Genomic DNA, 23,370 nt, shown 5'->3' on the forward strand with positions numbered 1-23,370 from the left:
TGAAGGACTTACTGCTTGTTCAGGTTCCAATTGTAGTCAAGGTAACTCACGGTGGCGTTGGCATCCATCTTGGTGGTTGAGTATTTGTTCACCCACTGCGCCACCGACTGCCCGTTCTGCGTCCAATCGGCCTTGTACCAGTCGAAATAACTGGAAAGCTGCGCCTTAGTTTTGCCTACGTTGTTTTTTGCGGGGTTATTTAGAAAGTCCCGCCCCTGGTCGTCGAGCTGCCGGTCGAGCTTGGCGGCGGTGAAAGCCTCGTTGCGCAGGCGGGGGCAGGAAATGGACGCGCACACCAGCGCAAAATGAATGCGCGGGTCGTTGTATTTCTTGCGCAATATGCCGTGCTCGATATTGTCGAGGCTCATTTTCTCGCCACCGATGCTGAAAAACTTGATGGCCCAGGGCGTGGTGACGAAGGGAATCTTGATTTTCGAGCCGATGTCCTTGATACTTGCCACCGGATAGTGGTCAAGGATAAGGCGAATGGTATAGGCGTTGTAGGCATTGATCCAGAACGCCATTTGCTCGGGCTTGCTGGCGGTGGTTGCGGGCGGGTTTTTGCTAAGCTGGTCGAGGTACTGATTGAGCTGCTTCTCGTCGGTTTTGAAGCCCTGGTAATCCACTAGGCCTTTAGTATCGACGTGTTTTTTCAGCAGTTGCTCGTACGCGCTATGGTCGAGCGGAACACCAACGGCCGGGACTTTGTAGTTAGGTGTGGAAACGAAGTTGAGGTGGCCGGTGCCCAGCGCTAGAGCCGTGAGGGCGCCGCCGCTCAGAGCCAGCAAGGCCAGCAGAAATTTAGTGGTTGATTTCATTGACGGGATATACGGTAAGGCAAGCAACAAAAGACGCAGGTGGCAGCAAACTTTTACAGCCGATACGTGCGGCCCACTACTAGCGCTGGCTGCGTGGCAGGAGTTGCGGCAAAGGCGCAGATTTTATAGATAACTTCCGCCAAATTCATCGGTTTTTCTTTCTCATTCAGTCTTAACCCTACGCCATGTCAACCTACTATAACCCCGCCGACTTAGCCAAATTTGGCAACATCACCGAGTGGCAAGCCGAAGCTGGCCGGAAGTTTTTCGATTATTACGGCGAGGTGTTCAAGGAGGGCGCCCTCACGGAGCGCGAAAAATCCCTGATTGCGCTGGCCGTAGCCCACGCCGTACAGTGCCCGTATTGCATTGATGCTTACACCTCCGATTCATTGCAAAAAGGTGCCGACGAAGCCCAGATGATGGAAGCTGTGCACGTAGCTGCAGCCATCAAAGGCGGCGCGGTGTTGGTGCACGGCGTACAGATGATGAACAAAGCCAAAGAGCTATCCATGTAGGCCAAGGCCACTAGCCGTGACCCGCGCCGTTTTTGCCCGTTATGATTAAATCCCTCAAAGCCACTGGCAATCAGCTGGCTGACCCCGCGTTCCAGCTGACTGTGCTTCGCTCAGAGCAGGCAGAAGGCGCCCACCTGCCGTCGTTCCACGAGAAAATGCGCGCTGCTGGGCTGTTTCCGTTGCGCCCAACGGAGGCCACGGTGCTGCAAATCAACGTGGGCAAGATGTGCAACCAAGTGTGCCGCCACTGCCACGTAGATGCCGGGCCGGACCGCAAGGAAATCATGACCCGCGAAACCATGCAGCTCTGCCTGGATGCGCTGGCCCAGACCACTATCCCGACGGTGGACCTGACTGGCGGCGCGCCGGAGATGAACCCCGATTTTCGCTGGTTTGTGGAGCAGTTGCACGCGCTGGGCCGCCACATCATTGTGCGCTGCAACCTGACCATTATCGTAGCCAACAAAAAGTACCACGACCTGCCCGAGTTCTTCCGAGCGCACGGAGTGGAAGTAGTTAGCTCCCTGCCGTTCTACAACGCCAAAACCACTGACCGGCAGCGCGGGGACGGCGTGTTTGATGATTCCATCAAAGCTCTGAAAATGCTCAACGCCGTCGGCTACGGCATTGAGGGTAGCGGCCTGAGGCTGAACTTGGTGTACAACCCCAATGGTGCGTTCTTGCCGGGCTCCCAGAAAGGCCTGCAAGACCAGTTCAAGCGCGCCCTGAGCAAGGATTTCGGCATCGTGTTCAATGAGCTGTACGCCATTACCAACATCCCCGTCAGCCGCTACCTCGACTTCCTGCTGGAGTCGGGCAACTACGCGGGCTACATGGACAAGCTGGTAACAGCCTTCAACCCTGCCGCGGCGGCCGGCGTGATGTGCCGCAGCACCATCTCCGTCAGTTGGGATGGCTACCTCTACGACTGCGACTTCAACCAAATGCTGGACCTGAAAGTGGCCAGCGCCGTGCAGCATATCCGCGACTTTTCGGCTAGTACGCTGGCCGAGCGCGCCGTGGTGGTCAATCAGCATTGCTACGGTTGCACTGCTGGCAGCGGCTCTAGCTGCGGCGGGGCCACGGCCTGAGCGGCACCATACTTACCAACAGTTCCTCATCTTTACATCCCGCAGCAACTGAGAGTTGTCTGCGGGATGTTTGTGTTTACTTCACTCATTGTTTGTGGCTTTCTGTTTACCTGAATCCAGCGGGTGCGCCGTGCTATTCACTATGCTTATTTCCGCTGCTGTATGAGAACAATGTTGCGTCACTGTCTATTTGCAGAAGCGCTGGGTACAGCAGTGCTATTACTATTCGGAACGGGGGCGGTAGTTGTCAATGAGCAGACCCACGCGCTGGGGCACGGCGGTATTGCCGCCGCCTTCGGGCTAGTGGTACTGATTCTGATTCAGGGGTTGGGCCACGTGAGCGGGGCGCACGTCAATCCGGCCGTGACACTGGGCTTCTGGGTGGCCGGGCGGTTTCCGGGGCGGCGAGTGCTGCCCTACGTGGTGGCGCAGCTGGCGGGTGCGTTTGTGGGCAGTGGCCTAGTGAAACTGCTGGCTACCCCCAACTCAACGCTGGGCGCTACCCTGCCGGCACACAGCGCCGGGCAGGCGTTTGGTATCGAGGTGTTCCTCACGTTCTGGCTGATGCTGGTTATTCTGCGGGTTACGTCCAGTTTCTATGAGCAGGGCCTGCTGGTGGGCATTACCATCAGTGCTACGGTAGGGCTGGAAGCCTTAGTAGGTGGTCCGCTGAGCGGAGCCTCCATGAACCCCGCCCGCTCATTGGCGCCGGCCTTCGTGAGCGGGCACCTAGAGGCCGCCTGGGTGTACGTAGTGGCCCCGGTAGCCGGCGTACTGCTGGCCGTAGCAGTCGACCGGCTGCTGGAGTTGCGTACGCCACCGGTGTCGGGTCAAACACCGCAATAGCTGTGGATTCCGTTGTTAACTGCGTTTTAGTGCAATTTGAAGCCGATGCTGAATGGGGGAGTGAAGCTAGGTTTACAGCGAATAGCAATCCTCGGCGCTTCTGAATATTGAGTATAAGCGGGTTTGAATTTTAGCTATAGGCTTGCTGTCAATAACCACTGCTAGGGTTTGTTTGACATGGTTTTGATTAAGTGTAAATGCTCTGTGCATCAATAAGATAGCAGAGGTGGTGGAAAGTGGCTTCAGTTACTCTGAAACCAATTTTTTAGGGAGTAGAAAGCAGAGAATAGCTAGGTCTCAGGTAGTGGCAACGTTCCCGGTAACGTTGCCACTACTTATTTCCAGCCAATGGTTGGCGTGCTATACAATCCTATTCATATTCAGTTGCTGCAATCGTTTTCGGCACTCTTCTATTCCTCACCTTCTGGCTTAGGACTATTATGATTTCATCTCTACTTCCCAAAGCTATTCGCTACTCGTTCGTGCTTGCTTCTGCCTGCGGAATGCTGCTTGTTCAAGCTGCTGAGGCACAACGGCTAAGTGCATTTCCAGGGGCGGAAGGCGCGGGCAAGTACACCTCGGGTGGGCGCGGTACCACGGCGGTGCCTACTACCGTTTTTGCGGTAACATCCCTGGCCGATACCAATACGCCGGGCACGTTGCGCTACGCCCTGAGCCAGTCGGCAACGGCGGCGCCGCACCGTACCATTGTGTTTCGGGTGTGCGGCACCATCCGGCTCACTTCCGGCTTGCGCATTCCGGCCAACACCACTATTGCCGGCCAAACCGCGCCCGGTGAAGGCATTTGCCTCGCTGACCAGGAAGTGACGGTGAACGGCAACAATGTCATTGTGCGGTTTATGCGCTTCCGCCTCGGCGACCGGTACCAGAACGGTGGCATGGTGAACGGCAGCGGCGACGATGACGCGTTTGGGGGGCGCTTCAACACCAAAACCATCATCGACCACTGCTCGATGAGCTGGAGTACCGACGAGGCTTTCTCGTTCTACCAGGGCGACAGTACCACCTTGCAATGGAACCTGATCAGTGAGCCGCTCAACTACTCGTACCACTTCGAAACTGGTGACACCGATTTCGAGGAGCACGGCTACGGTGGGGTGTGGGGCTCGCGCAATGGCTCGTTTCACCACAACCTGATTGCGCATTGCAAAGGCCGCATGCCCCGGTTTTCGGGTAGTGGGGGCCTGACGCCGGCCGTGCAAGGCGCCGAAAAGTGCGACTTCCGCAACAACGTTATCTACAACTGGGTGTCGTACAGCACCAACGGGGGCGAAGGGGGTTACTACAACGTGGTCAACAACTACTACAAGTACGGCCCCAATACCCAAACCGCCAGCACCAGCGGCGTGCCGCGGCGCCAGATGATTATGAATCCCAGCATCTCGTCGGCGCTGCCCTACCCGATGGTGTACCTGACGGGCAACTACGTGGACGGTTCGGCAGCCGTTACCAGCCGCAACTGGCGCGGCATTGCCATGGCCGGCGGCACCCAAGCCGACACGGTGCAGTCGAAAGCCACAACGCCGTTTTCAGTTATTGCAGTGCCCACCCAGGCCGCTACCGATGCCTACGAAGCGGTGCTCAACAACGCCGGCTGCGTGCTGCCCGCCCGCGATACGCTCGACCAGCGCATTGTCAGGAATGTGCGCAACCGTACGGGCCGGGTGATTGATGTGCAGGGCGGTTACCCGCACGGGACGCCCTTTGCTACCACCCAGGGTGCGTGGCCGGCCCTCACCTGCGCCGCCGCCCCCCTCGACACCGACCAAGACGGTATGCCCGACGGTTGGGAAACCAGCAATGGCCTGAACCCCAACAATGCCACCGACCGACAAGGCATTGCCACCAACGGCTACACCAACCTGGAAAACTACCTCAACGGCATTGCCGCCGTGGTAATGGGCAACAAGGCCCCCACGAAAGAACTGCGTTTGGGTGTGTACCCCAATCCAACCCAAGAACAGGTTACCCTAACGCACCCCAGCAGCCGCAAGCCCGCCCAGGCGGAGGTGTTCACCTTCGATGGCCGGCGCGTGGCGCAGCTAGTGGTACCGGCCGGCACCACGGAAACCGTTGTTGCGGTGGGGCAACTGGCGCGGGGCAACTACTTCATCCGGTATTCGGGGGAAGCTGGTGAGCTGTCTGCCAAGCTCCTGCGCGAATAGTCTTGCACGTAGTGTCTGCTGGCAGATAGCGCCGGCGGCGCCTGTGCCTTTGTTGTTCCACCACTTCCAAATTCCCTTCTATGAAACAACTGCTTACTCCCATTTCGCGCAGTGTGGTCGTGCTGATGCTGTTGCTGCTGAGCGTAGTTGCGCGGGCGCAAACCACCTACGATGCCGTAGTGGCTAAAGACGGCTCGGGCACGTTTACTACGGTGCAGGCGGCCGTGAATGCCGCGCCCACCGGCCGCACCACGCCGTACACCATATTCATCAAAAACGGCAAGTACCGCGAGAAGCTGACTATCCCGATTAACAAGCCATTTTTGCAGCTCATCGGGGAAAGCGCAGCCAACACGCTCATCACTTGGAACGACGCCAATACGCCCACTTTTCCGGGCAACTCGTCCACAGTCATCATCAATGCCTCCGACATCACGGCCGTAAACATCACCTTCGAGAATTCCTATGGGGATTCGCCGCAGGCCTTGGCCATGTACACCACCGGCGACCGGATAGCCTTCAAGAACTGCCGGTTTCTGGGGGGACAGGATACGGTGCAGCTCAACTCGAATGCGGGCAACCGCAACTACTTCAAAGACTGCTACATTGATGGCGTAGTCGATTTTATTTTCGGCAGCGCCCGGGGCGTGTTTGAGGGTTGCATGATTTACCCCAAAACGCGCCTGAACGGCGGTACGGGCGGCTACATCACGGCGGCCAATACGCAGGCAGGTCAGCCATACGGCTTTGTGTTCCGAAAGTGCACCATCCTCAACAACCGGGGCACCACTACCTACACGCTCGGCCGCCCCTGGCAGAACGACTCCGGCTCGACGCCCACGGACCGCTCGCATACCAAGGTAGTGTGGCTGAACACCATCATGGGCTCGACTATAAAACCGGTGGGCTGGCAGCTGTGGGACGCCGGCACTGTAACGAGCGTAATTACCTACGCCGAATACAAAAGCCGGGAGTTCAATGGCTCCCTGGTAGACATCAGCCAGCGTATTCCATGGTCTATTCAGCTGGCCGACACCGATACCGCCCAATACACCCGCGCCGCCGTGCTAGGCACCTGGAACCCTTGCGCCCTGCTGGCCGGCTTCTGCACCAGTATGCCCTCTGAAATTGCCGTGTCCAATTTCCAGGCCGTGAAAGGGACGAGTACCACGCCTTCGAGCTTCACCTGGAACCTGAGCTGGCCCATTGCCGGGGTGCAGTACCAGGTGCTACGCAGCAGCACACGCAGGGGCACCTACACGCCCGTGTATACTACCACCTCAACGGTAGCTACCGACGTCAACTTTGCTACCACCGACCCTACTCCGGCGCCTGGTGTATCGTACTATTACTACGTGCAGGCCAGCAAAACCGGACTCGCCACGCACGTCACCGATACGCTGCAAGTTTCCAGTACGCCCACTATTACCACTGCGGGCACTCTCCAAAGCTTCCTGCAAGGCGGTGGCCAGCCGTCGGCGGCGCAAAGCCTCCTGGTGGCCGGCGAGAACCTGACCACGGCACTGGTAGTTACGCCGCCTGCTAACTTCCAGGTATCAGCCAACGGAGGCACCACCTGGAACACCAGCACTTCTCCGCTCACGCTTGCTCCCAGCAGCACGGGCACAGTGGCCAATACCATAGTTAGCGTGCGGCTGAACGCGGCCACCGTAGGTGCCTTCAGCGGCAACCTTACCTTGGCCAGCACCGGAGCGGCTACCGTTACGCTGCCGCTAATGGGCACTACGCAGGCGGCCGCGCTGCCCCAATCAGCACCCTTGCAGTGGTGGCCCATGACGCGCAACAACCAAGACAGTATTGCTGTGCGCGCCTCAGCCGTGCAGGCTACCACCCCTACATTTCGCAAGTTTGTGGTATCCAATGGTTCGGCTACGGCCAGCATCCCGCCGTACTCGGCGCGCTACGGGCAGGCCTTCTCTCCTTCGGCCGAGGGCGGCTGGACGGCGGCGGTGGGCGGCAACGGCTCTAACCTGAACCGTGCCTACTACGAGCAGTTCACGGTAGCCGGAGTGGCCGGCCGCAGTCTGCGCCTCGATTCGCTGCTGCTGACCACCTACGTAACCGGCTCAACCAGCGGTACCAAGCTGGCAGTGGTGTGGTCGAAAACCGGGTTTACTACCGCCGACTCCACCAACGTGAGTGGGGGCGTTGGGCCTGCCGGTACCCTGCTGAGCACGGCCAACGGCGCTTTTGCTACGCCTATTCTGCTGGGCTCTCAAAGCACTTACCGGTTGGCATTTGCCGGGCCTACTGGCGTAACCTTGCAGCCCGGCCAGCGGCTGACTTTCCGGCTGTATTATAGCTGCGGCTCCACCACCACTACTACCCGCTTTGCCACCCTGCGAAACGTGGTAGTGAAAGGCGAAGCTCTTACCGTAATGAGCACATCCCGCCCCGCCACCGACGTGCAGCTGGGGGTGTACCCCAATCCTGGCGCCAGCGCTATGCTGCTGCTGCACCCGGCTGCCACAGCCGAAGCCAGCGTGGCAGTGTATTCCCTCACGGGCCAGCAGGTGGCACAGTTGGCCTGCAAAGCCGGAATTACCCAAACCAGCCTCGATGTATCGCGCCTGGCTACGGGCAGCTACTTACTGGTTTTCCGCAACGGCGAGCAGCGACTCACTACGCATATAGTAAGGCAGTAAACAGCTTGCGCGCAGCCCCGTTCCGGTACTGCTTTTTTATGGGCAGGGGCAGGTTATACCTCCTGGTTAGGCGGGCCACCTAGTGCTACCACCGTATCATCCACCAATTCAATTCCCATATGATTACTCTACACTCTCTTTCGACGCGGTTGCCGCTGGCCGTTGGGGTCATGCTTTTAGCCGCTAACGTCTCTGGTGCTTTGCAGGCGCAGCAACTCGTGGCTTTTCCAGGGGCCGAGGGCTACGGCCGCTTTGCTACGGGGGGCCGCGGCGGGCAGGTAGTTGAAGTCACCAACCTGAATGACTCGGGGGCGGGCAGCTTCCGCGACGCCTTCAACCAGTATCCGGGGCAGCCGATTACCATCGTGTTCCGGGTGGGCGGCATCATCGAGTTGAACACGCCGTTGCGCCCCACCCGCTCCAACCTGACCATTGCTGGCCAAACGGCTCCTGGGGACGGAATCTGCCTGAAAAGGAGCACGTTCAAGCTGTTCGGCAACAACATCATTGTGCGCTACATCCGTACCCGCCCCGGCGATATAAAAGGCTCCAACAGCCCGGCGGTGTATGGGATGAACATGGAGAACTGCAAGAACTTCATTGTCGACCACTGCTCGATGAGCTGGGCAATTGAAGAAGCCGCCACCTTCTACGACAACAACAACTCCACGGTGCAGTGGTGCCTGATAAGCGAAAGTCTCAATTCATCATTCAATGGCAAAGGCGACCACGGCTACGCGGGCGTGTGGGGCGGACAGTATTCCTCGTACCACCACAACCTGATTGCGCACCATCACAGCCGTACTATCCGCTTCAACGGTGCTCGCGCCCACGACACTGTTGCGGTAGTGGACTACCGCAACAACGTTATCTACAACTGGGGCAATAACAATGCGGCCTACGGCAACGAAGTGGAAATCAACGGCGGCTCGGCCCAACTGAATCTGGTAAACAACTACTACAAAGCTGGTCCGGCCACGCCGGCCTCCCGCGCCACCAATATCTTCGACATTACGGAGGCCTACAATGCCGCCACGCCCAACAAGCCCACGGGCAAAGTGTACGCCGATGGCAACTACGTGGACGGCTACCCCACCATAACGGCCGACAACTGGAGCGGAGGAATTAAAATCCGGTATTACCCGGCCAGCACGCTGTTGCAGTTCAAGCAGGCGGCGCCCACTCCCAGCCTGGCCCCGGTTACCACCCAAACCGCGCAGGCGGCCTACACCAGCGTGCTGGCCCAGGCCGGTGCCACCCTCCCGCGCCGCGACGTGGTAGATGCGCGCATAGTAAACGAAACCAGTACCGGCACGGCCACCGGCAGCAGCCCCCAGGGTAGCACCACCTACGGCCTCAACCAAGGCATCATCGACTCGCAGGCGGACGTGGGCGGCTGGCCGGCCTATGTGGGCGGTGCTGCCCCCCTCGATACCGACCAAGACGGCATGCCTGACGCTTGGGAAACGTCCATGGGCCTGAGCCCCAACCTGGCTACGGACCGCAACACGGTGGGGGCTAACGGCTACACCATGCTGGAAAACTACCTGAATGGCATCGTCGCCACGCCGCTGTCCACCAAGAAGCCGGCCGATGCATTAGGGCTGACGGTGTATCCTAACCCCGCCCACGACCAGTTTACGCTGGTGCACCCGGTGGCTACGGCTGGCGCCCAGGTGGAGGTTTATAGCTTCGATGGCAAAAAGATAGCCACGGTGGCTAGCGTGGCCGGTACGCAGCAAACCGTCCTCCACCTAAGCGGACTGGCTTCCGGCAATTATCTGCTGCTGTTCGGCAACGGGCAGCAACGGGGCTCCACCACCATAGTGAAAGAGTAGCAATGCTAAATGTAACGGGTAGCCTCTGTCAGCCAGGGCTACCCGTCAAGGCGTTAAGGGCCGACGAGAACAAAAAAACGAAGCGCCGTATCGGCTGAGTTAAAAACGAAAATGCCCGCCGGTTACCGGCGGGCATTTTCGTTTTTGGCGCTCCCTCCTGGGCTCGAACCAGGGACCCTCTGATTAACAGTCAGATGCTCTAACCGGCTGAGCTAAGGAAGCGGTTATGGCGACGTTTATCTGTCGTTGCGGGTGCAATATTAGTGCATGGGGCCAGTCTGTGCAAACATTCGCCCTAAAAAAATCAAGAAAAAATGACTAGTTGGTGATATTCAGGATGTTCCCGGAAAGCGTAGTAGTGTATTGCCGCAACGAACGACTAGCCGGGCCACTCTGTGGGCGCCCCTGCAAATCGAACTGGGAGTTGCAACAAGCATCTTTCAGAAACAGCCGCGACGGGTCGATTCTAACGCGGGCGCAGGTATCATTGACGCGGAACGAGCAGTTCCGATCAAAGGCTACATACGTGTTAGTACTCTGTCGAACCACTATTAGGCCCCGCAAGCCGCCCGTAACGTAAGCTGCGCCATTGTCGGTGCGGAGTGCCACGTACTGCTGATTGGTGAGGTTAATGCTTTCAGAGAAGCTAACGTAAGGTATCTGTGGCTCCACATTGTTGGAATCGGAGCCACAGGCTGTCAGCAGCCCACTCAAACACACTACCGCCAGTACGCGCCGCTTACGGAACGTACCGCGTACTGGTAGGATAGTGGCTACTGATTTGTTGTGCATCTCAATTGAATAAGTTTGTAGAGGCAACGAAAAGGGCATTCTCTGCCGCTTTACTATTGCACGGCCTCGAACTGCCGTAAGAATCGCAGGTCGTTTTCCGTGAACAGGCGCAAATCCTTGATCTGGTACTTGAGCATTGTAATTCGCTCGATGCCCATGCCCCAGGCGTAGCCCGAATAACGCTCCGGGTCAATACCAGATTGTTCGAGTACGGCCGGATCAACCATGCCGCAACCCCCGATTTCAACCCAGCCGGTGTATTTGCAGATATTGCAGCCCTTGCCTTTGCAGATTAAGCAGGTGATATCGATTTCGGCGCTGGGTTCGGTGAAGGGAAAGAACGACGGCCGGAATCGCACCTGCACATCAGAACCGAATAGCTCCTGCACGAAGTAGTACACCGTTTGTTTGAGGTCGGCGAAACTCACGTTTTCGTCCACGAACAGCGCTTCCACCTGATGGAACATCATGTGCGCGCGGGCCGAAATGGCTTCGTTGCGGTATACGCGGCCGGGCATAATGCTGCGGATGGGTGGCTTCTGGCTTTGCATTACGCGCACCTGCACCGGGCTGGTGTGCGTGCGCAGCAGCCATTCCGGCTCACCGGGCGTGCGATGCACGAAAAACGTATCCTGCATGTCGCGCGCCGGGTGGTTCTCGGGGAAGTTGAGGGCCGTGAAGTTGTGCCAGTCGTCCTCAATTTCGGGTCCCTCGGCCACGTTGAAGCCGATGCGCGACAAGATGCGCACGATTTCCTCGCGCACCAGATTCAGGGGGTGGCGGGTACCCAACTGATTGGGAACGGCAGGCAGCGTGTAATCGAAAGTGGGGTCGGCGGGAGCGTTGCGGGTAGCGGCTTCTAGTTCCTGCTGGCGCTCCTCGAACCGGGCTAGGGCCTGCTGTTTCAGTTGGTTTAGCTCCTGCCCCACAGCACGGCGCTGTTCCTGCGGCACGGTTTTCAGCTGCTCGAAAAGATCGGCTAGTTGGCCTTTGCGGCCAGTATAGGCAATACGAAACTGGTCGAGCAGTTCGGGCGTGCTCAGGTCGTAGGCTTCGATTTCGGCGCGTAGCCGCGAGATATTCTCCTGCATAGTAAGGCAAAGATAAGCGGCTGACTGCTGGTTTTAGGTGTTTGCCGGATACTATCAATTCACTCAGTGCGTAGCGACTAAATTAAAATTACGCAGTTGGTTCCTGGAAAATGAAAAGTTGGTACGGTTGCTGCAAAAGCACCTATCAGCAGCGGCTTGCAGCCGGAACGCGGGGCGCCACCCGTTCAGTTGAGTTGCTGTTAATCAAGGTCTTGTATTAGATTTTCTTTCCTTCTTCTGCCTTCTCTTGTTATGAAAACTCTCCTGCTCTCTGCTTTCCTGGTGGCTGCCTCCTTCAGCACTTCTTTCGCTCAAACCCAAGCTTCCGTTGCTACTGACTCTTGGGCCGATATGCCCGCTGCTACCGAAGAAACTCCCCAATACAACATGGGTTGGAGCACTGCTCCTGGCCAGCCTTTAAGCTTGCACGGCAAGCCTACTACCGACTACTGGGGCCGGCCGCTCAAGAAGAAATCGAAAAACTTGACCACCGTTGCTGCCGCTCGCGAAGCTGCTTACACTGATGAGGAAAGCACTGACCCCATGATGCGTTCTTCTGGCGTAATGGCGGCGCCAGGCATGAGTTCGTCGCCATACCGCAAGCCAAGCACTGATTATTGGGGCCGGCCGCTCAAGAAAAAAACTACATCTACTGTAGCTGCCAAAACAAGCAAGGCTAATTCTGTGGCTGCCAATAGCTCAACGAGCTGGTAAGAACGACCAAGGAAAGGGGATTTGCGTAAGTGAAATTCCATGATCGTTTTCACTTAACCAACATGTCCATGCGCCTCTTTTCCCTTTCAGGTTTGCTGCTTGCTCTATTGAGTGTTTTCTGCGTTGCGGAAGCCCAGGCGCAAAAAGTAACCCGCCCATCAGGCACTAAGAAAGCAGCTAACGGCTACCACCGGACCAGCAATGCCAAAGCCAGGGCTCGTTCGGGCGCCTACGCCCGCTACGACCGTTCGGGGCGGCGCAACGAAGACGATATGAAGCTGGCGCCGGGCCTGCGCCTGAACATGCCCAGCCCGCCTACTACCGATTACATGGGTCGGCCGCTAAAAAAGAAGGCTCCCAAAGTTGCGGCTACTAGCGCCACCTCTATGTCATCGGAGAAAACCACGCCCACCAAAACAGTGCCGGCTGCTACTAAAAGAAAGAAGCGGTAAGTGAATTCACTGGTCAAATAAGAGTGTAAAAGATTATATGGCTTTGTGCCATAGCAAAGCGAAGAGCAGCCTCTGTCCGGTAAGGATGGAGCCGCTCTTCGCTGTTTAGCGCTACCAGTTGCAATACTAAGACCGCAAACCGAGCGTTGTATATGGGCTGTAAGTGCCAGAAAAATTACTGCTTCTGTCTTTTAAGAAGGGGAACTTCTCTTTTGCCAAGGTGTTTGGAGAGAATGTGCTACCGGGCTTTCTTAGCTGTATGAAGGTCTGTAACTTGCACAATTATATTCAACGACTTACTCCTATGAAGCGTCTCGTTCTACCGTTGTTGCTGGCCGCTGTTGCAATGCTGGCAGCACCAGCCCAGGCCCAAACCAAAAAGAAATCGTCGGATGGGTGGGGCTCCTCCGATGGATGGGGCGCTCCAGAGCCAGCTAAAAAAGCGGCAACCACCAAGAAAGCAACTGCTGCTCCAGCTGCGGCCGTCGAAGAAGCTCCCGCTGCTCCAGCAGCTCCCGCTGTGGAAAACGAAATGACCTCCGGTAAAGGTGGTTTTGGTGGCGCTGCTGCCGCCAGCGCCGCGCCAACTGAAATGCAGCCGGGTGGTTCGGTGGTAGCACCTGGCTTCACAGCCGCACCTTCGCACCGCGTAACTACCGACTACCGTGGCCGCCCCATTGCGCCTTATATACGCCGCAGTACTCGTCGCCCCGATCCAGTGGTAACGCCGGCCCCGGCTCCCGAGCCAGAACCCGCCCCGATTGTAGAAACGCCAGCCCCTGCTGCGCCCGTAGCAGCATCGGCATCAGCTACTAAGGCATCGGGTGGTGCAGCAGCGGCTACCAAGAAAGCAGCTGCTCCGGCTAAGAAAGCCGCAGCTCCAACCAAGAAAAAAGATGATGGCTGGGGATCCGGCGGCAGCGGCTGGTAAACTCCACCGTAGCCACAAGCCAGTGAGCTAGTGTATAACCTTGCCACAAATAAGAAGGCCAGCCCGATCCATCGGGCTGGCCTTCTTTGTGGTTAATGATTAAATAAGATGCTGTGTCAGCACGGGACTCAACTATTCAATGGCAGCTACAGTCTCCTCTACTACTGCTAGGGTGGCTGCAAGAGCTTGGGCCCGGTAATAAAGCGTTGTGCAATTATCAGGGCGCAAAATCTCGCGGGCTGCGGCTTGCACATCGGAGGGCGTTACGGCTTGCAACTTGGCGCCTTCTTCGTTTACCAAGTTGGCATTGCCCATGAGCTTGCTGTACGCCAGGTTCATGGCCCGGTTCAGCAACTCAATCTCGCTGAACACAATACTAGCTTCGGCCTGATTCTTTACTTTTTCCAGCTCTTCGGCCGCAACAGGCTCGTGGTGCAAGGCCGCTACCAACTTTTCCACGGCGGCATCGGCGGCTTCTAGGGTTACGCCGGCATTAAGTTTGCCGCTTATCACCAGCAGGCCCGGCTCCAAAGAGCCCGTGGCAGTGGCCGATATAGAGTTGAACAACTGCTGGTCTTTTACAAGCTGCTGATACAACCGGCTGGATTTGCCACGGCCCAACAAGTCGCCCAACAGGTCGGCGGCGTAGTAGCCATCGGCGGTGCGGCCGGGCATGTGGTACACTTTGTACAGCGCATTCAGCGGTACGTCAGCGGTTATTTCTAAGAAGCGCGGCTCAGTCTGCCGGGGCTCCACGGGCAATTGCCGCTCGTAGCGAGGGCCGCCCGGAATTGGGCCAAACCATTTCTCGGCCAAGCGGCGGGCTTCGGCTTCGGTTACGGCTCCGGCCACCACCAGAATGGCGTTCTGCGGTGCATAATGCTTTTTGAAGAAGGCCCGTACATCGTCCATCACCGCGTTTTCGATGTGGCTGATTTCCTTGCCGATGGTAGCCCAGCGGTATGGGTGGTGCTGGTAAGCTACTGGGCGCAGCTTCAGCCATACGTCGCCGTATGGCTGGTTAAGGTAATTCTGCTTGAATTCTTCAACCACCACTTTGCGCTGAACTTCCAGGCCGTTCTCGGAGAAAGCTAGGTTCAGCATCCGGTCAGATTCCAGCCAGAAGCCGGTTTCCAGGTTGGCCGCCGATACGGTAAGGTAGTAGTTGGTAACGTCGGGGGAGGTGAAGGCGTTGTTTTCGCCGCCAACGCGCTGCAAGGGCTCATCGTAGCTGGGAATGTTGATGGAGCCCGAAAACATCAGGTGCTCAAATAAATGCGCAAAGCCAGTGTGTGAAGCATCCTCGTCGCGCGAGCCTACGTCGTAAAGAACATCCAGCACAGCCATTGGGGTGGTGTGGTCTTCGTGTACGATGCAGCGCAGACCATTGGCCAGCGTAAATTCTTTGAAATGAATCATAAGGCGAAAGTAAGAGCGTAATCAGCAAACCACCGATAAAGGCGTCAGGTTCGATTGGGCTAGAAGTTGGAGTTACCAGCCTTGGTGATAATACAACTTCTTGCCTTTGGTAATGCCCCAATACTCCAAGAGCTGTGCGCTGGTTTCCGAGTACTCGGGGGAGTTTATTTTCCACCACGCCATTACTGCGCACTCGGCACTTACCCGCACTACTGGCTCAGTAGCTTCGGCCAGCCGCTCCAGCCCTTGCCGTTCACACACGTTACTGGCCACTTGAGGAAGTTTAAAACTGTCGGCATTGATATAGATGGCTGCAAACAGCACAACACCTACTATATACCACCGACGAATTTGGGCAGGCAGGTGATAGATCAGGAAATAAGTGGAAAGCCCGTAGAACGCAATAGCCCCCAGGATAAGTGGCATAATAGAGTCGCGGCGAACGATGAGAGGACGATACTCCCGGTAGCCTCCCAGCGGCAGCAGCAACAAATAAATCAGGGAAAACAGAGTTAGCCATTTCAGAATCAGCAGAATGCGCTGGCCTTCTGGTGTAGCAGGCAGCTTACGGCTGATAAAATACGTGTTAACGCCAATGGCAACGACCAGTAGCGGCAGCCCTAACTTCCGAAACTGCCAAAACAACCCCGACGGAATACGAGTGTACCGCTCCAACAGGGGCAGAACATGACCAACGCTCTCCTTCTCATTGAGGCCAATGAAGAGCGAATAAAGGCACAGCAGTGTAAATATGCCCAGTAAAGTAGCAGGCAGTACAGGAATCCGTTGTACCCACTGAACTGGGTTGAAACCACCGCTCACCTGCCATTGGCGAAGTACCCAATGCAGCCCAATGCCAAAAAAAAGGACGGCCACTACGCCGGTGATGATGGCCCCGTTGAAGGCCAGTACCACCATCAGTCCCACCAAGGCCAGACGACTCGGCCAGCTCAGGCGTAGCGGTTGCCCCTTTACCGCAGCCAGGAAAAACGGCAGCAGCAAGAGCAACAGCAAGGTCATTGGGAAGGCGTAGAAGAAGGTATAGGTGATAGAGTGGTCGATAATGCCCATCTGGTCGTTGTAGCCCGCTATTTGAAATAACGGGGCCAGCAGCGCCATAACCAGCCAATTGTTTAGTTTATTGAGATGATAATTTCTTGTTATATAAACACTTAACACGTAGAGCAACAACGCTTGCACGGCCACGGCGAAGAGGGCGCAGGCGGCATAAACGCTGCTGATGGGGCTGACCAGGCGCTGCAAGGCAAAGGGCACGGACTTGAAGTAAGTGACCATGGCCGCGTGGGCGAAGAAGCGGTTGGGGGCCACGTACACCTCGTTGCGCGTGAGCACGGCCCACCCAAACGGATCTTGCAGAACCTGTTGGCACTCGGCATCGGGCAATACAATGGAAGGTAAGTCGCCTTCGAGCGGGAGTTGGTATGCCTGCAGGAACGTGTAGCCCAAGTCGAAGAGCACAAACAAAACCAGCAGCGGAAACAAGAAATTCTTCTTCATCAGGTAAGCTAAGCTACCTACAAAGTTGGCTTTTGCAGGCAGTTATTCAACCTACTAAGGCGAGAATGTTGTTCCTAGAGTGCCCGCTACTGAAGACTGTTTCGCCGCACAGACTTATTCAGCCAGCTAGTCGAGGCAGTAGGCAAAACTGAAGTTGGATGTGGTACACACTTCGTAAAGTAAAGTTTTTTTTCGGGCGTGATGTTCCAGTAATGCAGCATTTGCGCCGCAGTTTCCGAGTTTTCGGGTGTCTCCGTTCTGCCCCAGTCCACCACGTTGCACTCACTGCAAAGCGGCACCACCGACTCGCGGGCCTGTGCTAGTTGAACCAAACTTTGCCGCTCACAGGTGTTATTTTCTTTCAGCCAGGGTTTGTTGGCGTTCAAGAAAATAGCGGAAAACAGTAGTACTCCTAGGGTGTACCAGCGGCGGCTGCGGCCATGCAAGTACGTGAGCAAGAAACACGTAGATAGGCCATAAAAAAACATCAAGCACAGAACAATTGGCATGTCCGAGTCGCGGCGCACAATAAGCGGACGATACTCCCGGTAGCCGCCCAAGGGTAGCAGCAGCACGTATACCAAGGCAAACAGCCCCACCCATTTCAGAATCCGCACTAGTCGCTCGGTGGTAGCCGTAGCGGGCAGAAGCCGCCGGATAAACTGCACGTTGGCCAAACAAGCGAGCAGTAGCAGGGGCAGCCCTAATTTCCGAAACTGCCAGAAAATACCTAGCGGAATGCGTAGGTACCGTTCCCAGAGTGGAGGCGAAGGAATATGGCTTTCTTTCTCGTTGATGCCAATAAAAAGCGAGTAAAGGCAGAGTAGCGTAAACAGGCCCAGCAAAACAACCGGCTGCCGAGGCGTCTGGCGTAATCGGGTTAGCCAGTGTGCAGCGCGGAAATAGTTTCCTTTCTGCTTGTGCTGCATGAGCCAGTGCATAACGATGCCAAAGAAAAGGACGGCCACCACGCCGGTGATGATGGCCCCGTTGAAGGCCAGCACCACCATCAGTCCTATCAAGGCTAGGCGGCGCGGCCAGTTCAGCCGCAGCGGTTGGCCCTGGTACGCGGCCCGATAAAACGGCAGCAGCAGCAAGAGCAGCAGCGCCATGGGGAAAGCGTAGAAGAAGGTATAGGTGATGGAGTGGTCGACAATACCCATCTGGTCGTTGTAACCAGCAAGCTGAAACAATGGAGCCAGCAGCGCAGCCGCCAGCCAAAGCCGGACAGCCCGTAGGCTGTAGGTGCCGCTGATGTACACGCCCAGCACGTAGAGCAACAACGCTTGCACGGCCACGGCGAAGAGGGCGCAGGCAGCATAAACGCTGCTGATGGGGCTGACCAGGCGCTGCAAGGCAAAGGGCACGGACTTGAAGTAAGTGACCATGGCCGCGTGGGCGAAGAAGCGGTTGGGGGCCACGTACACCTCGTTGCGCGTGAGGACGGCCCACCCGAACGGATCTTGCAGAACCTGTTGGCAGGTTGCGTGAGGCAATACAATGGCGGGCAGGTCGCCTTCGAGCGGGAGTTGGTACGCCTGTAGGAACGTGTAACCTAAATCCAGAACAACAAACGAAATCAAGAGTAAAAGCACCAAGCGCTTTTTCACTGGGTAAGGCATTCGGGTAATCGGGGGAATTTGGAGTGGGGGTACTAGGCAGAGCGGGAGGTACGAAACCCAGGTTTGGGCGAATTCTACAGTAGGAGTAGGCTAAAAGAAGTGGCGCCTACCTAGAGCAAAGCTTCAGACCGAAGCTCCCGCCAGCCAGCAGGTTCATCGGCAGCAAAGGACATTGGTGATTGCACTAGCCCACGCACTACAAGGGCCCGCAATGAGCGAGGTTGTCGGTCAGGCCAGAAGCAGCCGCACAAGCAATAGCACACTTGTTTAGTTGCGCCGTAAAGCGTGGTAGTAAAGGAAAGAAGCCACATGAGGTAAGCTCACAAAAGAAAGGAGTGACAGCAGAAGCCACCACAAAGCTACCCCGAAGCTCATCAATAAATATGGGTTCAGCAAGGGCATCCGGGCCAATCATCTAAACTCGGCGGTGAATGACCTGTTGGAGTATTCCAACGACAAAAAATGATGCAGTGGCTTCGCTAGAACTGCCCCCGCACACCCACCTGCCATACCCGCGCTACAGGATACACGCTGGCGTCGCGGCCGGCATACATAGGGGCTGCGCCGCCGCTGCTCACGTTGGGGTCGTAGCCGCGGTACTTGCCGGTTACCAGCAGGTTTTGGCCGCCCACCCACACGCTGGCCTTGCGCGAGCCAGTGCTAGTGCTCAACATTTCGTAGCTGACTTGCAGCTGCGAGAGCCGTAGGTGGTTGCCACTGGCCAGATTCTGGCTGGTAGCAGTGTAGTAAGCTGAAGAAGCCGTGCGGCCGGGCCGTGGGACGGGCGTGTTCTGGTTGGTGGGCGTCCAGTAAGTGAGGGCGCGGGTGGAGGCGTTGTTGATGCCGAGGGGCGCATCGAGGCTGACGAGCGTGGGGTTGAGTAGCTGGTAGCCGAATAGACCATCGAGCTGGGCAGTCAGGCTCCACTTTTTCCACTCAAGCTGTTGGCTGATAGTGAGAGTGTAGCGAGGCAGGCCGTTACCCTGCGGGCTGCGGGCCGATAGGCGCGCCGAGCCGGCTTGCGGGTCGCCGGCGGGGTAGGTGCCGTCTTGCCCGGCCACCCACAGCCGGTCGATGGGCTGGCCGGCTTCTAGGGTGGGGTGGGTGTAGCCCTTTCCATCGAGGGTGCGCAGGGCGGTCAGCTGGTTGCGGTTGGTGGCCGCTGCCAGCGTGCTGCTGCCCCGGAGCGGCCCGGCTAGCCAAGTGCTGCTTAGCGCCAGCTCCAGGCCTCTGTTGCGCAGGTCCACATCGAGGGGGGGCACAAACGCGCTGCTGCCCCCGGTTCGCACGGCGGCCTGTGCGTGGGTGGTGCGCCGCTCATACACCGTGGCGTCCAGCGTCAGTTGGCCGCGGAACAAGCCCAGGTGCACCCCCGCATCAAGGTGGATGGTGCGGTCGGGGGCCAGGTCCTTGCGCTGGATGTTGGCCATGTTCGTCGGATCGAAGATGTAGACGTAGGGCCGCTTCAGGTACGGGTTGAAGAGCGAGCTGTTGGTGTAGCCCAGACCGGCCTGCACCGTGAGGGCGCTCAGCCCCGGCACGTCCCGCAGAAACGCCTCCTGGTGCAGATGCCAGCGCACGGCCGCCCCCGGAAACCAGAAATACTGGCTTTTCAGGGCCTCCTTTTTCAGGGTGAAGTCGGAGCGGAGGGAGGCTTGCAGCTCGTAGCGCCCGCCGTATACGTAGGTAAGCGCCGCCACGGGGCTCTGAATCGGTACCGACTCTATCTGCTTCCAGTAGTAGCTGGTACTAAGGCTGCTACCAACGTTGAAGCGCGGGTCGATATTAGGGTCCGTGACTCGTTCCTCCGTGGTGCGCCGCTGCTCTAGGGCGTACTGCTGCCGCCAATACGTGAAGCTGGCCGTGAAGGCGTGGCGCTCGGCCACCGTGCGCTGGTAGCGCAGCTCGGCCCCTGCCACCCAGTTTTTCACGTCCACCGTTGCTGAGTCGGTTTGCTGGTAGCGCCGGGTGCTGGGGGGCCTAGTGCCGTTAAAGGTAGTCGTGTAGTCGGAGCGGTACAGGTCGTCGGTGGCCGCGCGCTCATAGCCGCTAAAGGCGCGGAGTGTAAGGGCGGGGGTTAGCTGATAGGTGGCGTGCAGCTGCGCGAGCAGGCGGCGGGTGCGGGGGGTGCGGCCGGCTACGTTGGCTTCCCGTAGCGGATCAACCGGGAAGGTAATGCCATCGGCGTTGCGGGCCGGTACGGCCGGCGGCGCCACCAATACCTGCCGCAGCAACGGCCCCGCGTCGGGCTCGTAGCCGGGCTGGTGCTGATTGCTCTGGCTGCCCGACACCCGCAACCCCACCGTGAGCTTGCTCCCGAATTGCTGCTCCAAATTAGTGCGCACACTGTAGCGGCTCAGGTCAGATTTTAGCAACACTCCCGATTGGCGTAGGTAGTCGGCCGCCACGTAGTAGCGGGTGTGGTGAGCAGTGAGGCCATCCACGCTGAGGTTGTGGCTCTGCATGCTGGCCACCCGCAGGGCCTTGTCCTGCCAGTCTTCCTCCCCCAGGTTGGCCAAATCGGTAGCGGAGTAAGGAGGGGCCGGATAACTGTTGTTGGCGGCGGCCACGTTGATCAGGTCGGCGTACTGGCGGGCGTTCAGCAGGTTGTAGCGCTGACGCACCTGCTGCACCCCGGCCCAGCCCGCGTAGCGTACCCGCAGCGGCTGCGCCGGGGCGTTGCCATCGGCCCCGCGCCGGGTACTGATGCGGATGATGCCGTTGGTGCCCTGGCCGCCGTATTGCGCCGTAGCCGCCGCGCCCTTCACCACTTCAATGGAGGCAATGTTTTCCAGCGGCATATCCAGTAGCGGGTTGGGCGCGGGCGAAAACGGCGTGGCCAGACTGGCATTGAATTGCCCATCGTTGGGGAAATAGGCATTGCCGTTCCAGCTTTCGGGCGTGGCATCGTAGTTATACACCGGCACCCCATCCACCACGTACAGCGGCTGGCTGCTGTCCGTCACGTTGGCCACCCCCCGGATACGTACCGTGTTCCATGCCCCCGGCGCCCCCGAATACGGCGTTACCTGCACTCCAGCTATGCGGCTAAGTACCGGCTGGATGGTGGTGAAGGTGGGCCAAACAAATGAAGTTGTGATTATTTCAGGGTTGCAGTATATACGGCGGCGATTCTTACCCAAATGGTCCGGCAAACTATCTGAAGCAGGAACTACAAGTGCTGAACCACGAGTAGTTAGCGAGTCAACTAATGTTGATGTTTGCGCATGAGTAACCGTAGCAGCAGTTAATAATAAGAGACTGGTAGGTAGAATTCGAATCATAAATAAGAGGATAAGTGGCAACTGCTAAGGTAGATGCCGTACGTCTTCTATTTCCACATAGGCATTAGAAATATGTTGGAATTACTAGGGCTATTTATCTACTGAGAGAGGTAATGTCACCTCGGTACGGGTGCCTTGCCCAAGCGCGGAATGCTGATGAAGCTGTGCTTGTAGCATTTGCACCCGGAGTGCAATGCTGCGCAAACCCATACCCGGATTGACGTCGGGCGTAAAGCCACAGCCGTTATCTTTCACCAATAGGGTGAGCTGCACATTGGTTTGTTGCAGACTAACCGACAGCTGGGTTGCACCCTGAGCATGCCGAAGGCTGTTGGCAATCAGCTCCTGGCAGATGCGGTATAAAGCCAGCTCCTGCGGTAGTGCCGATGGCTTCGGGTAGTGCACCTCCAGCGTTACCGGCATTCTGCCGGATTCGTTGGAGACCAACACCAAATTGCGGAGCGCTTCTGCCAACCCGAAGCGGCTAAGCAAAATAGGGTACAAATCACGCGAGATGCTGCGCACATCGTACACGGCACTCACCAGCAGTTCTTCTACCAGTGGCAGCAACTCATGCGCATTAGGCGGGGCGGGCACGTCGCGCAGGCGGCTAACCAGCAGCTTGGCCGTCGAGACGGTGGAGCCGATGCTGTCGTGCAGGTCCTGCCCAATGCGTTTGCGCTCGGTTTCCTGAGCTTCAATTAAAGCAGTGAGCATCTGCTGCTGGTGCCGGGCCTCAGTGGCGCGCAGTTGCTGCTGCTGCTGCAACAGGCGCTGCCGATGGAAAACAAAAAACACAATCAGCGCCCCGGCTGCCAGTATCATAAAGGCAACACCCAGCAGAAACAAGTAACTAAACGTTACCTCCGATGGGGCAGACATAGCGCCAGAGAGTAGCAACCGTACAGGGCAATAAACAAGACGGAGTGAATTCCCCAAACCAACTGGTTGAACTCCTGGGAGTAGCGCATGAGGTATTCGCCAAATAAGGCAATCTGTAAGTAGCCCAAAAAGTACAACAGCAAGCCCGCTGACACCCAGAACATGGGATCTTGCTGGAGCGGAACGGCGCGGAGTTCGCGCAGCAGCTTGCGGAAATACAGCAACGCGAAGAACAGCACTAGCACGCACTGCACTACTTGCTGCCCTGGCCGGAATATAGTGAGCCGGTTGAGTTGTAGGCTATCAAACAACACGTATGCCGCAAAACCACCTGCCAGCCACGGTACCAGCCGGTTGAACGAACTTGATTGCAGCCCATGGCGGTACACCAAAGCCAGCAGGGCTAGCTCGCCAACTGTATAAATGGGCATAATAAACAGATTGTTGTGCCTTTGCATCATCAGCACCATTCCGAGCGTATTTAGTGGCAGCACAAACCACATAAGACCCGTGAGGTAGCGCAAGGCCGGCGGTAAGTAGCGGAACCGTACTAAGCCAAGTAGCCCAGCCAGCAGGATGGGCACCAGAGTCAGGCGCATCAGGATTTGGGGTAGCGAAAGGGTACTAAAATCCATGGGCGCTACGCTAAAGCTTGCAAGGGTGAGTAAGAGGGCCTAGCTCAGCAGTAAGCTAGCAGATAAG

The 23,370-nt window shown here is 57.4% G+C and carries 18 protein-coding genes and 1 tRNA gene; 9 read left to right on the top strand and 10 right to left on the bottom strand.

Translation table 11 applies throughout. The features are described from left to right. Positions 1 to 8 precede the first annotated feature (8 nt). Entirely contained in the window at positions 9 to 818 is an 810-nt protein-coding gene (locus G536_RS0118790; protein ID WP_022825149.1) for a DUF547 domain-containing protein, read from the bottom strand. A gap of 185 nt (positions 819 to 1,003) precedes the next feature. On the opposite strand from G536_RS0118790, the gene G536_RS0118795 reads away from it, so the two are divergent. The 6 genes from G536_RS0118795 (at position 1,004) to G536_RS28820 (ending at position 9,963) form a co-directional block, all read left to right on the top strand. Continuing rightward, positions 1,004 to 1,336 (top strand): arsenosugar biosynthesis-associated peroxidase-like protein, encoded by a 333-nt coding sequence (locus G536_RS0118795; protein ID WP_022825150.1) that lies wholly within the window; start codon positions 1,004 to 1,006, stop codon positions 1,334 to 1,336. A 44-nt stretch (positions 1,337 to 1,380) separates the two neighbouring features. After that, positions 1,381 to 2,427, top strand: coding sequence for an arsenosugar biosynthesis radical SAM (seleno)protein ArsS (gene arsS / locus G536_RS0118800; protein WP_026880368.1), 1,047 nt, complete (start codon positions 1,381 to 1,383; stop codon positions 2,425 to 2,427). A gap of 162 nt (positions 2,428 to 2,589) precedes the next feature. Then, positions 2,590 to 3,273, top strand: a complete 684-nt coding sequence (locus tag G536_RS28805) for an MIP/aquaporin family protein (protein WP_071837769.1) — start codon at positions 2,590 to 2,592, stop codon at positions 3,271 to 3,273. A 503-nt stretch (positions 3,274 to 3,776) separates the two neighbouring features. Next, on the top strand, positions 3,777 to 5,459 hold the full coding sequence (locus G536_RS28810) for a T9SS type A sorting domain-containing protein (RefSeq protein ID WP_022825153.1): 1,683 nt from the start codon (positions 3,777 to 3,779) through the stop codon (positions 5,457 to 5,459). A gap of 80 nt (positions 5,460 to 5,539) precedes the next feature. After that, positions 5,540 to 8,125, top strand: a complete 2,586-nt coding sequence (locus G536_RS30935; protein WP_022825154.1) for a pectinesterase family protein — start codon at positions 5,540 to 5,542, stop codon at positions 8,123 to 8,125. Positions 8,126 to 8,244: 119 nt separating this feature from the next. After that, positions 8,245 to 9,963, top strand: coding sequence for a T9SS type A sorting domain-containing protein (locus G536_RS28820; protein WP_169515128.1), 1,719 nt, complete (start codon positions 8,245 to 8,247; stop codon positions 9,961 to 9,963). 145 nt (positions 9,964 to 10,108) lie between these two features. Here the strand turns inward: G536_RS28820 and G536_RS0118825 are convergent. The 3 genes from G536_RS0118825 to pheS form a co-directional block, all read right to left on the bottom strand. After that, positions 10,109 to 10,185, bottom strand: a tRNA-Asn gene (locus G536_RS0118825). 96 nt (positions 10,186 to 10,281) lie between these two features. Continuing rightward, complete coding sequence (locus G536_RS0118830) at positions 10,282 to 10,755, bottom strand: Rieske (2Fe-2S) protein (protein WP_022825156.1); 474 nt, start codon at positions 10,753 to 10,755, stop codon at positions 10,282 to 10,284. A gap of 53 nt (positions 10,756 to 10,808) precedes the next feature. Continuing rightward, positions 10,809 to 11,846 (bottom strand): phenylalanine--tRNA ligase subunit alpha, encoded by a 1,038-nt coding sequence (gene pheS, locus G536_RS0118835; RefSeq protein ID WP_022825157.1) that lies wholly within the window; start codon positions 11,844 to 11,846, stop codon positions 10,809 to 10,811. Positions 11,847 to 12,098: 252 nt separating this feature from the next. On the opposite strand from pheS, the gene G536_RS0118840 reads away from it, so the two are divergent. From G536_RS0118840 to G536_RS0118850, 3 genes are all read left to right on the top strand, one after another. Continuing rightward, complete coding sequence (locus G536_RS0118840) at positions 12,099 to 12,560, top strand: hypothetical protein (RefSeq protein WP_022825158.1); 462 nt, start codon at positions 12,099 to 12,101, stop codon at positions 12,558 to 12,560. Positions 12,561 to 12,628: 68 nt separating this feature from the next. Continuing rightward, positions 12,629 to 13,012, top strand: coding sequence for a hypothetical protein (locus G536_RS0118845; protein ID WP_022825159.1), 384 nt, complete (start codon positions 12,629 to 12,631; stop codon positions 13,010 to 13,012). Between the two features lie 304 nt (positions 13,013 to 13,316). Further along, complete coding sequence (locus G536_RS0118850; RefSeq protein ID WP_157530763.1) at positions 13,317 to 13,943, top strand: hypothetical protein; 627 nt, start codon at positions 13,317 to 13,319, stop codon at positions 13,941 to 13,943. 132 nt (positions 13,944 to 14,075) lie between these two features. Here the strand turns inward: G536_RS0118850 and G536_RS0118855 are convergent, their stop codons facing one another. From G536_RS0118855 to G536_RS0118880, 6 genes are all read right to left on the bottom strand, one after another. After that, entirely contained in the window at positions 14,076 to 15,362 is a 1,287-nt protein-coding gene (locus tag G536_RS0118855) for a M16 family metallopeptidase (RefSeq protein ID WP_022825161.1), read from the bottom strand. Between the two features lie 72 nt (positions 15,363 to 15,434). Then, complete coding sequence (locus G536_RS0118860) at positions 15,435 to 16,880, bottom strand: hypothetical protein (protein ID WP_022825162.1); 1,446 nt, start codon at positions 16,878 to 16,880, stop codon at positions 15,435 to 15,437. Between the two features lie 86 nt (positions 16,881 to 16,966). Then, on the bottom strand, positions 16,967 to 18,502 hold the full coding sequence (locus tag G536_RS0118865; RefSeq protein ID WP_022825163.1) for a hypothetical protein: 1,536 nt from the start codon (positions 18,500 to 18,502) through the stop codon (positions 16,967 to 16,969). A gap of 479 nt (positions 18,503 to 18,981) precedes the next feature. Beyond that, on the bottom strand, positions 18,982 to 21,645 hold the full coding sequence (locus G536_RS0118870; protein WP_033370539.1) for a TonB-dependent receptor plug domain-containing protein: 2,664 nt from the start codon (positions 21,643 to 21,645) through the stop codon (positions 18,982 to 18,984). A gap of 231 nt (positions 21,646 to 21,876) precedes the next feature. Next, positions 21,877 to 22,668 (bottom strand): sensor histidine kinase, encoded by a 792-nt coding sequence (locus tag G536_RS0118875; RefSeq protein ID WP_022825165.1) that lies wholly within the window; start codon positions 22,666 to 22,668, stop codon positions 21,877 to 21,879. Beyond that, positions 22,647 to 23,303, bottom strand: coding sequence for a hypothetical protein (locus G536_RS0118880; protein ID WP_022825166.1), 657 nt, complete (start codon positions 23,301 to 23,303; stop codon positions 22,647 to 22,649). The genes G536_RS0118875 and G536_RS0118880 overlap by 22 nt, the downstream gene beginning before the upstream one ends. Positions 23,304 to 23,370: the final 67 nt, after the last annotated feature.

Source organism: Hymenobacter norwichensis DSM 15439 (assembly GCF_000420705.1).
Lineage (GTDB): Bacteria > Bacteroidota > Bacteroidia > Cytophagales > Hymenobacteraceae > Hymenobacter > Hymenobacter norwichensis.

Coding starts and splice junctions, on each gene's coding strand:
- G536_RS0118790 (WP_022825149.1), bottom strand. CDS start 818: ATGAAATCAACCACTAAATTTCTGCTGGCCTTGCTGGCTCTGAGCGGC.
- G536_RS0118795 (WP_022825150.1), top strand. CDS start 1,004: ATGTCAACCTACTATAACCCCGCCGACTTAGCCAAATTTGGCAACATC.
- G536_RS28805 (WP_071837769.1), top strand. CDS start 2,590: ATGAGAACAATGTTGCGTCACTGTCTATTTGCAGAAGCGCTGGGTACA.
- G536_RS28810 (WP_022825153.1), top strand. CDS start 3,777: ATGCTGCTTGTTCAAGCTGCTGAGGCACAACGGCTAAGTGCATTTCCA.
- G536_RS30935 (WP_022825154.1), top strand. CDS start 5,540: ATGAAACAACTGCTTACTCCCATTTCGCGCAGTGTGGTCGTGCTGATG.
- G536_RS28820 (WP_169515128.1), top strand. CDS start 8,245: ATGATTACTCTACACTCTCTTTCGACGCGGTTGCCGCTGGCCGTTGGG.
- G536_RS0118830 (WP_022825156.1), bottom strand. CDS start 10,755: ATGCACAACAAATCAGTAGCCACTATCCTACCAGTACGCGGTACGTTC.
- pheS (WP_022825157.1), bottom strand. CDS start 11,846: ATGCAGGAGAATATCTCGCGGCTACGCGCCGAAATCGAAGCCTACGAC.
- G536_RS0118840 (WP_022825158.1), top strand. CDS start 12,099: ATGAAAACTCTCCTGCTCTCTGCTTTCCTGGTGGCTGCCTCCTTCAGC.
- G536_RS0118845 (WP_022825159.1), top strand. CDS start 12,629: ATGCGCCTCTTTTCCCTTTCAGGTTTGCTGCTTGCTCTATTGAGTGTT.
- G536_RS0118850 (WP_157530763.1), top strand. CDS start 13,317: ATGAAGCGTCTCGTTCTACCGTTGTTGCTGGCCGCTGTTGCAATGCTG.
- G536_RS0118855 (WP_022825161.1), bottom strand. CDS start 15,362: ATGATTCATTTCAAAGAATTTACGCTGGCCAATGGTCTGCGCTGCATC.
- G536_RS0118860 (WP_022825162.1), bottom strand. CDS start 16,880: ATGAAGAAGAATTTCTTGTTTCCGCTGCTGGTTTTGTTTGTGCTCTTC.
- G536_RS0118865 (WP_022825163.1), bottom strand. CDS start 18,502: ATGCCTTACCCAGTGAAAAAGCGCTTGGTGCTTTTACTCTTGATTTCG.
- G536_RS0118875 (WP_022825165.1), bottom strand. CDS start 22,668: ATGTCTGCCCCATCGGAGGTAACGTTTAGTTACTTGTTTCTGCTGGGT.
- G536_RS0118880 (WP_022825166.1), bottom strand. CDS start 23,303: ATGGATTTTAGTACCCTTTCGCTACCCCAAATCCTGATGCGCCTGACT.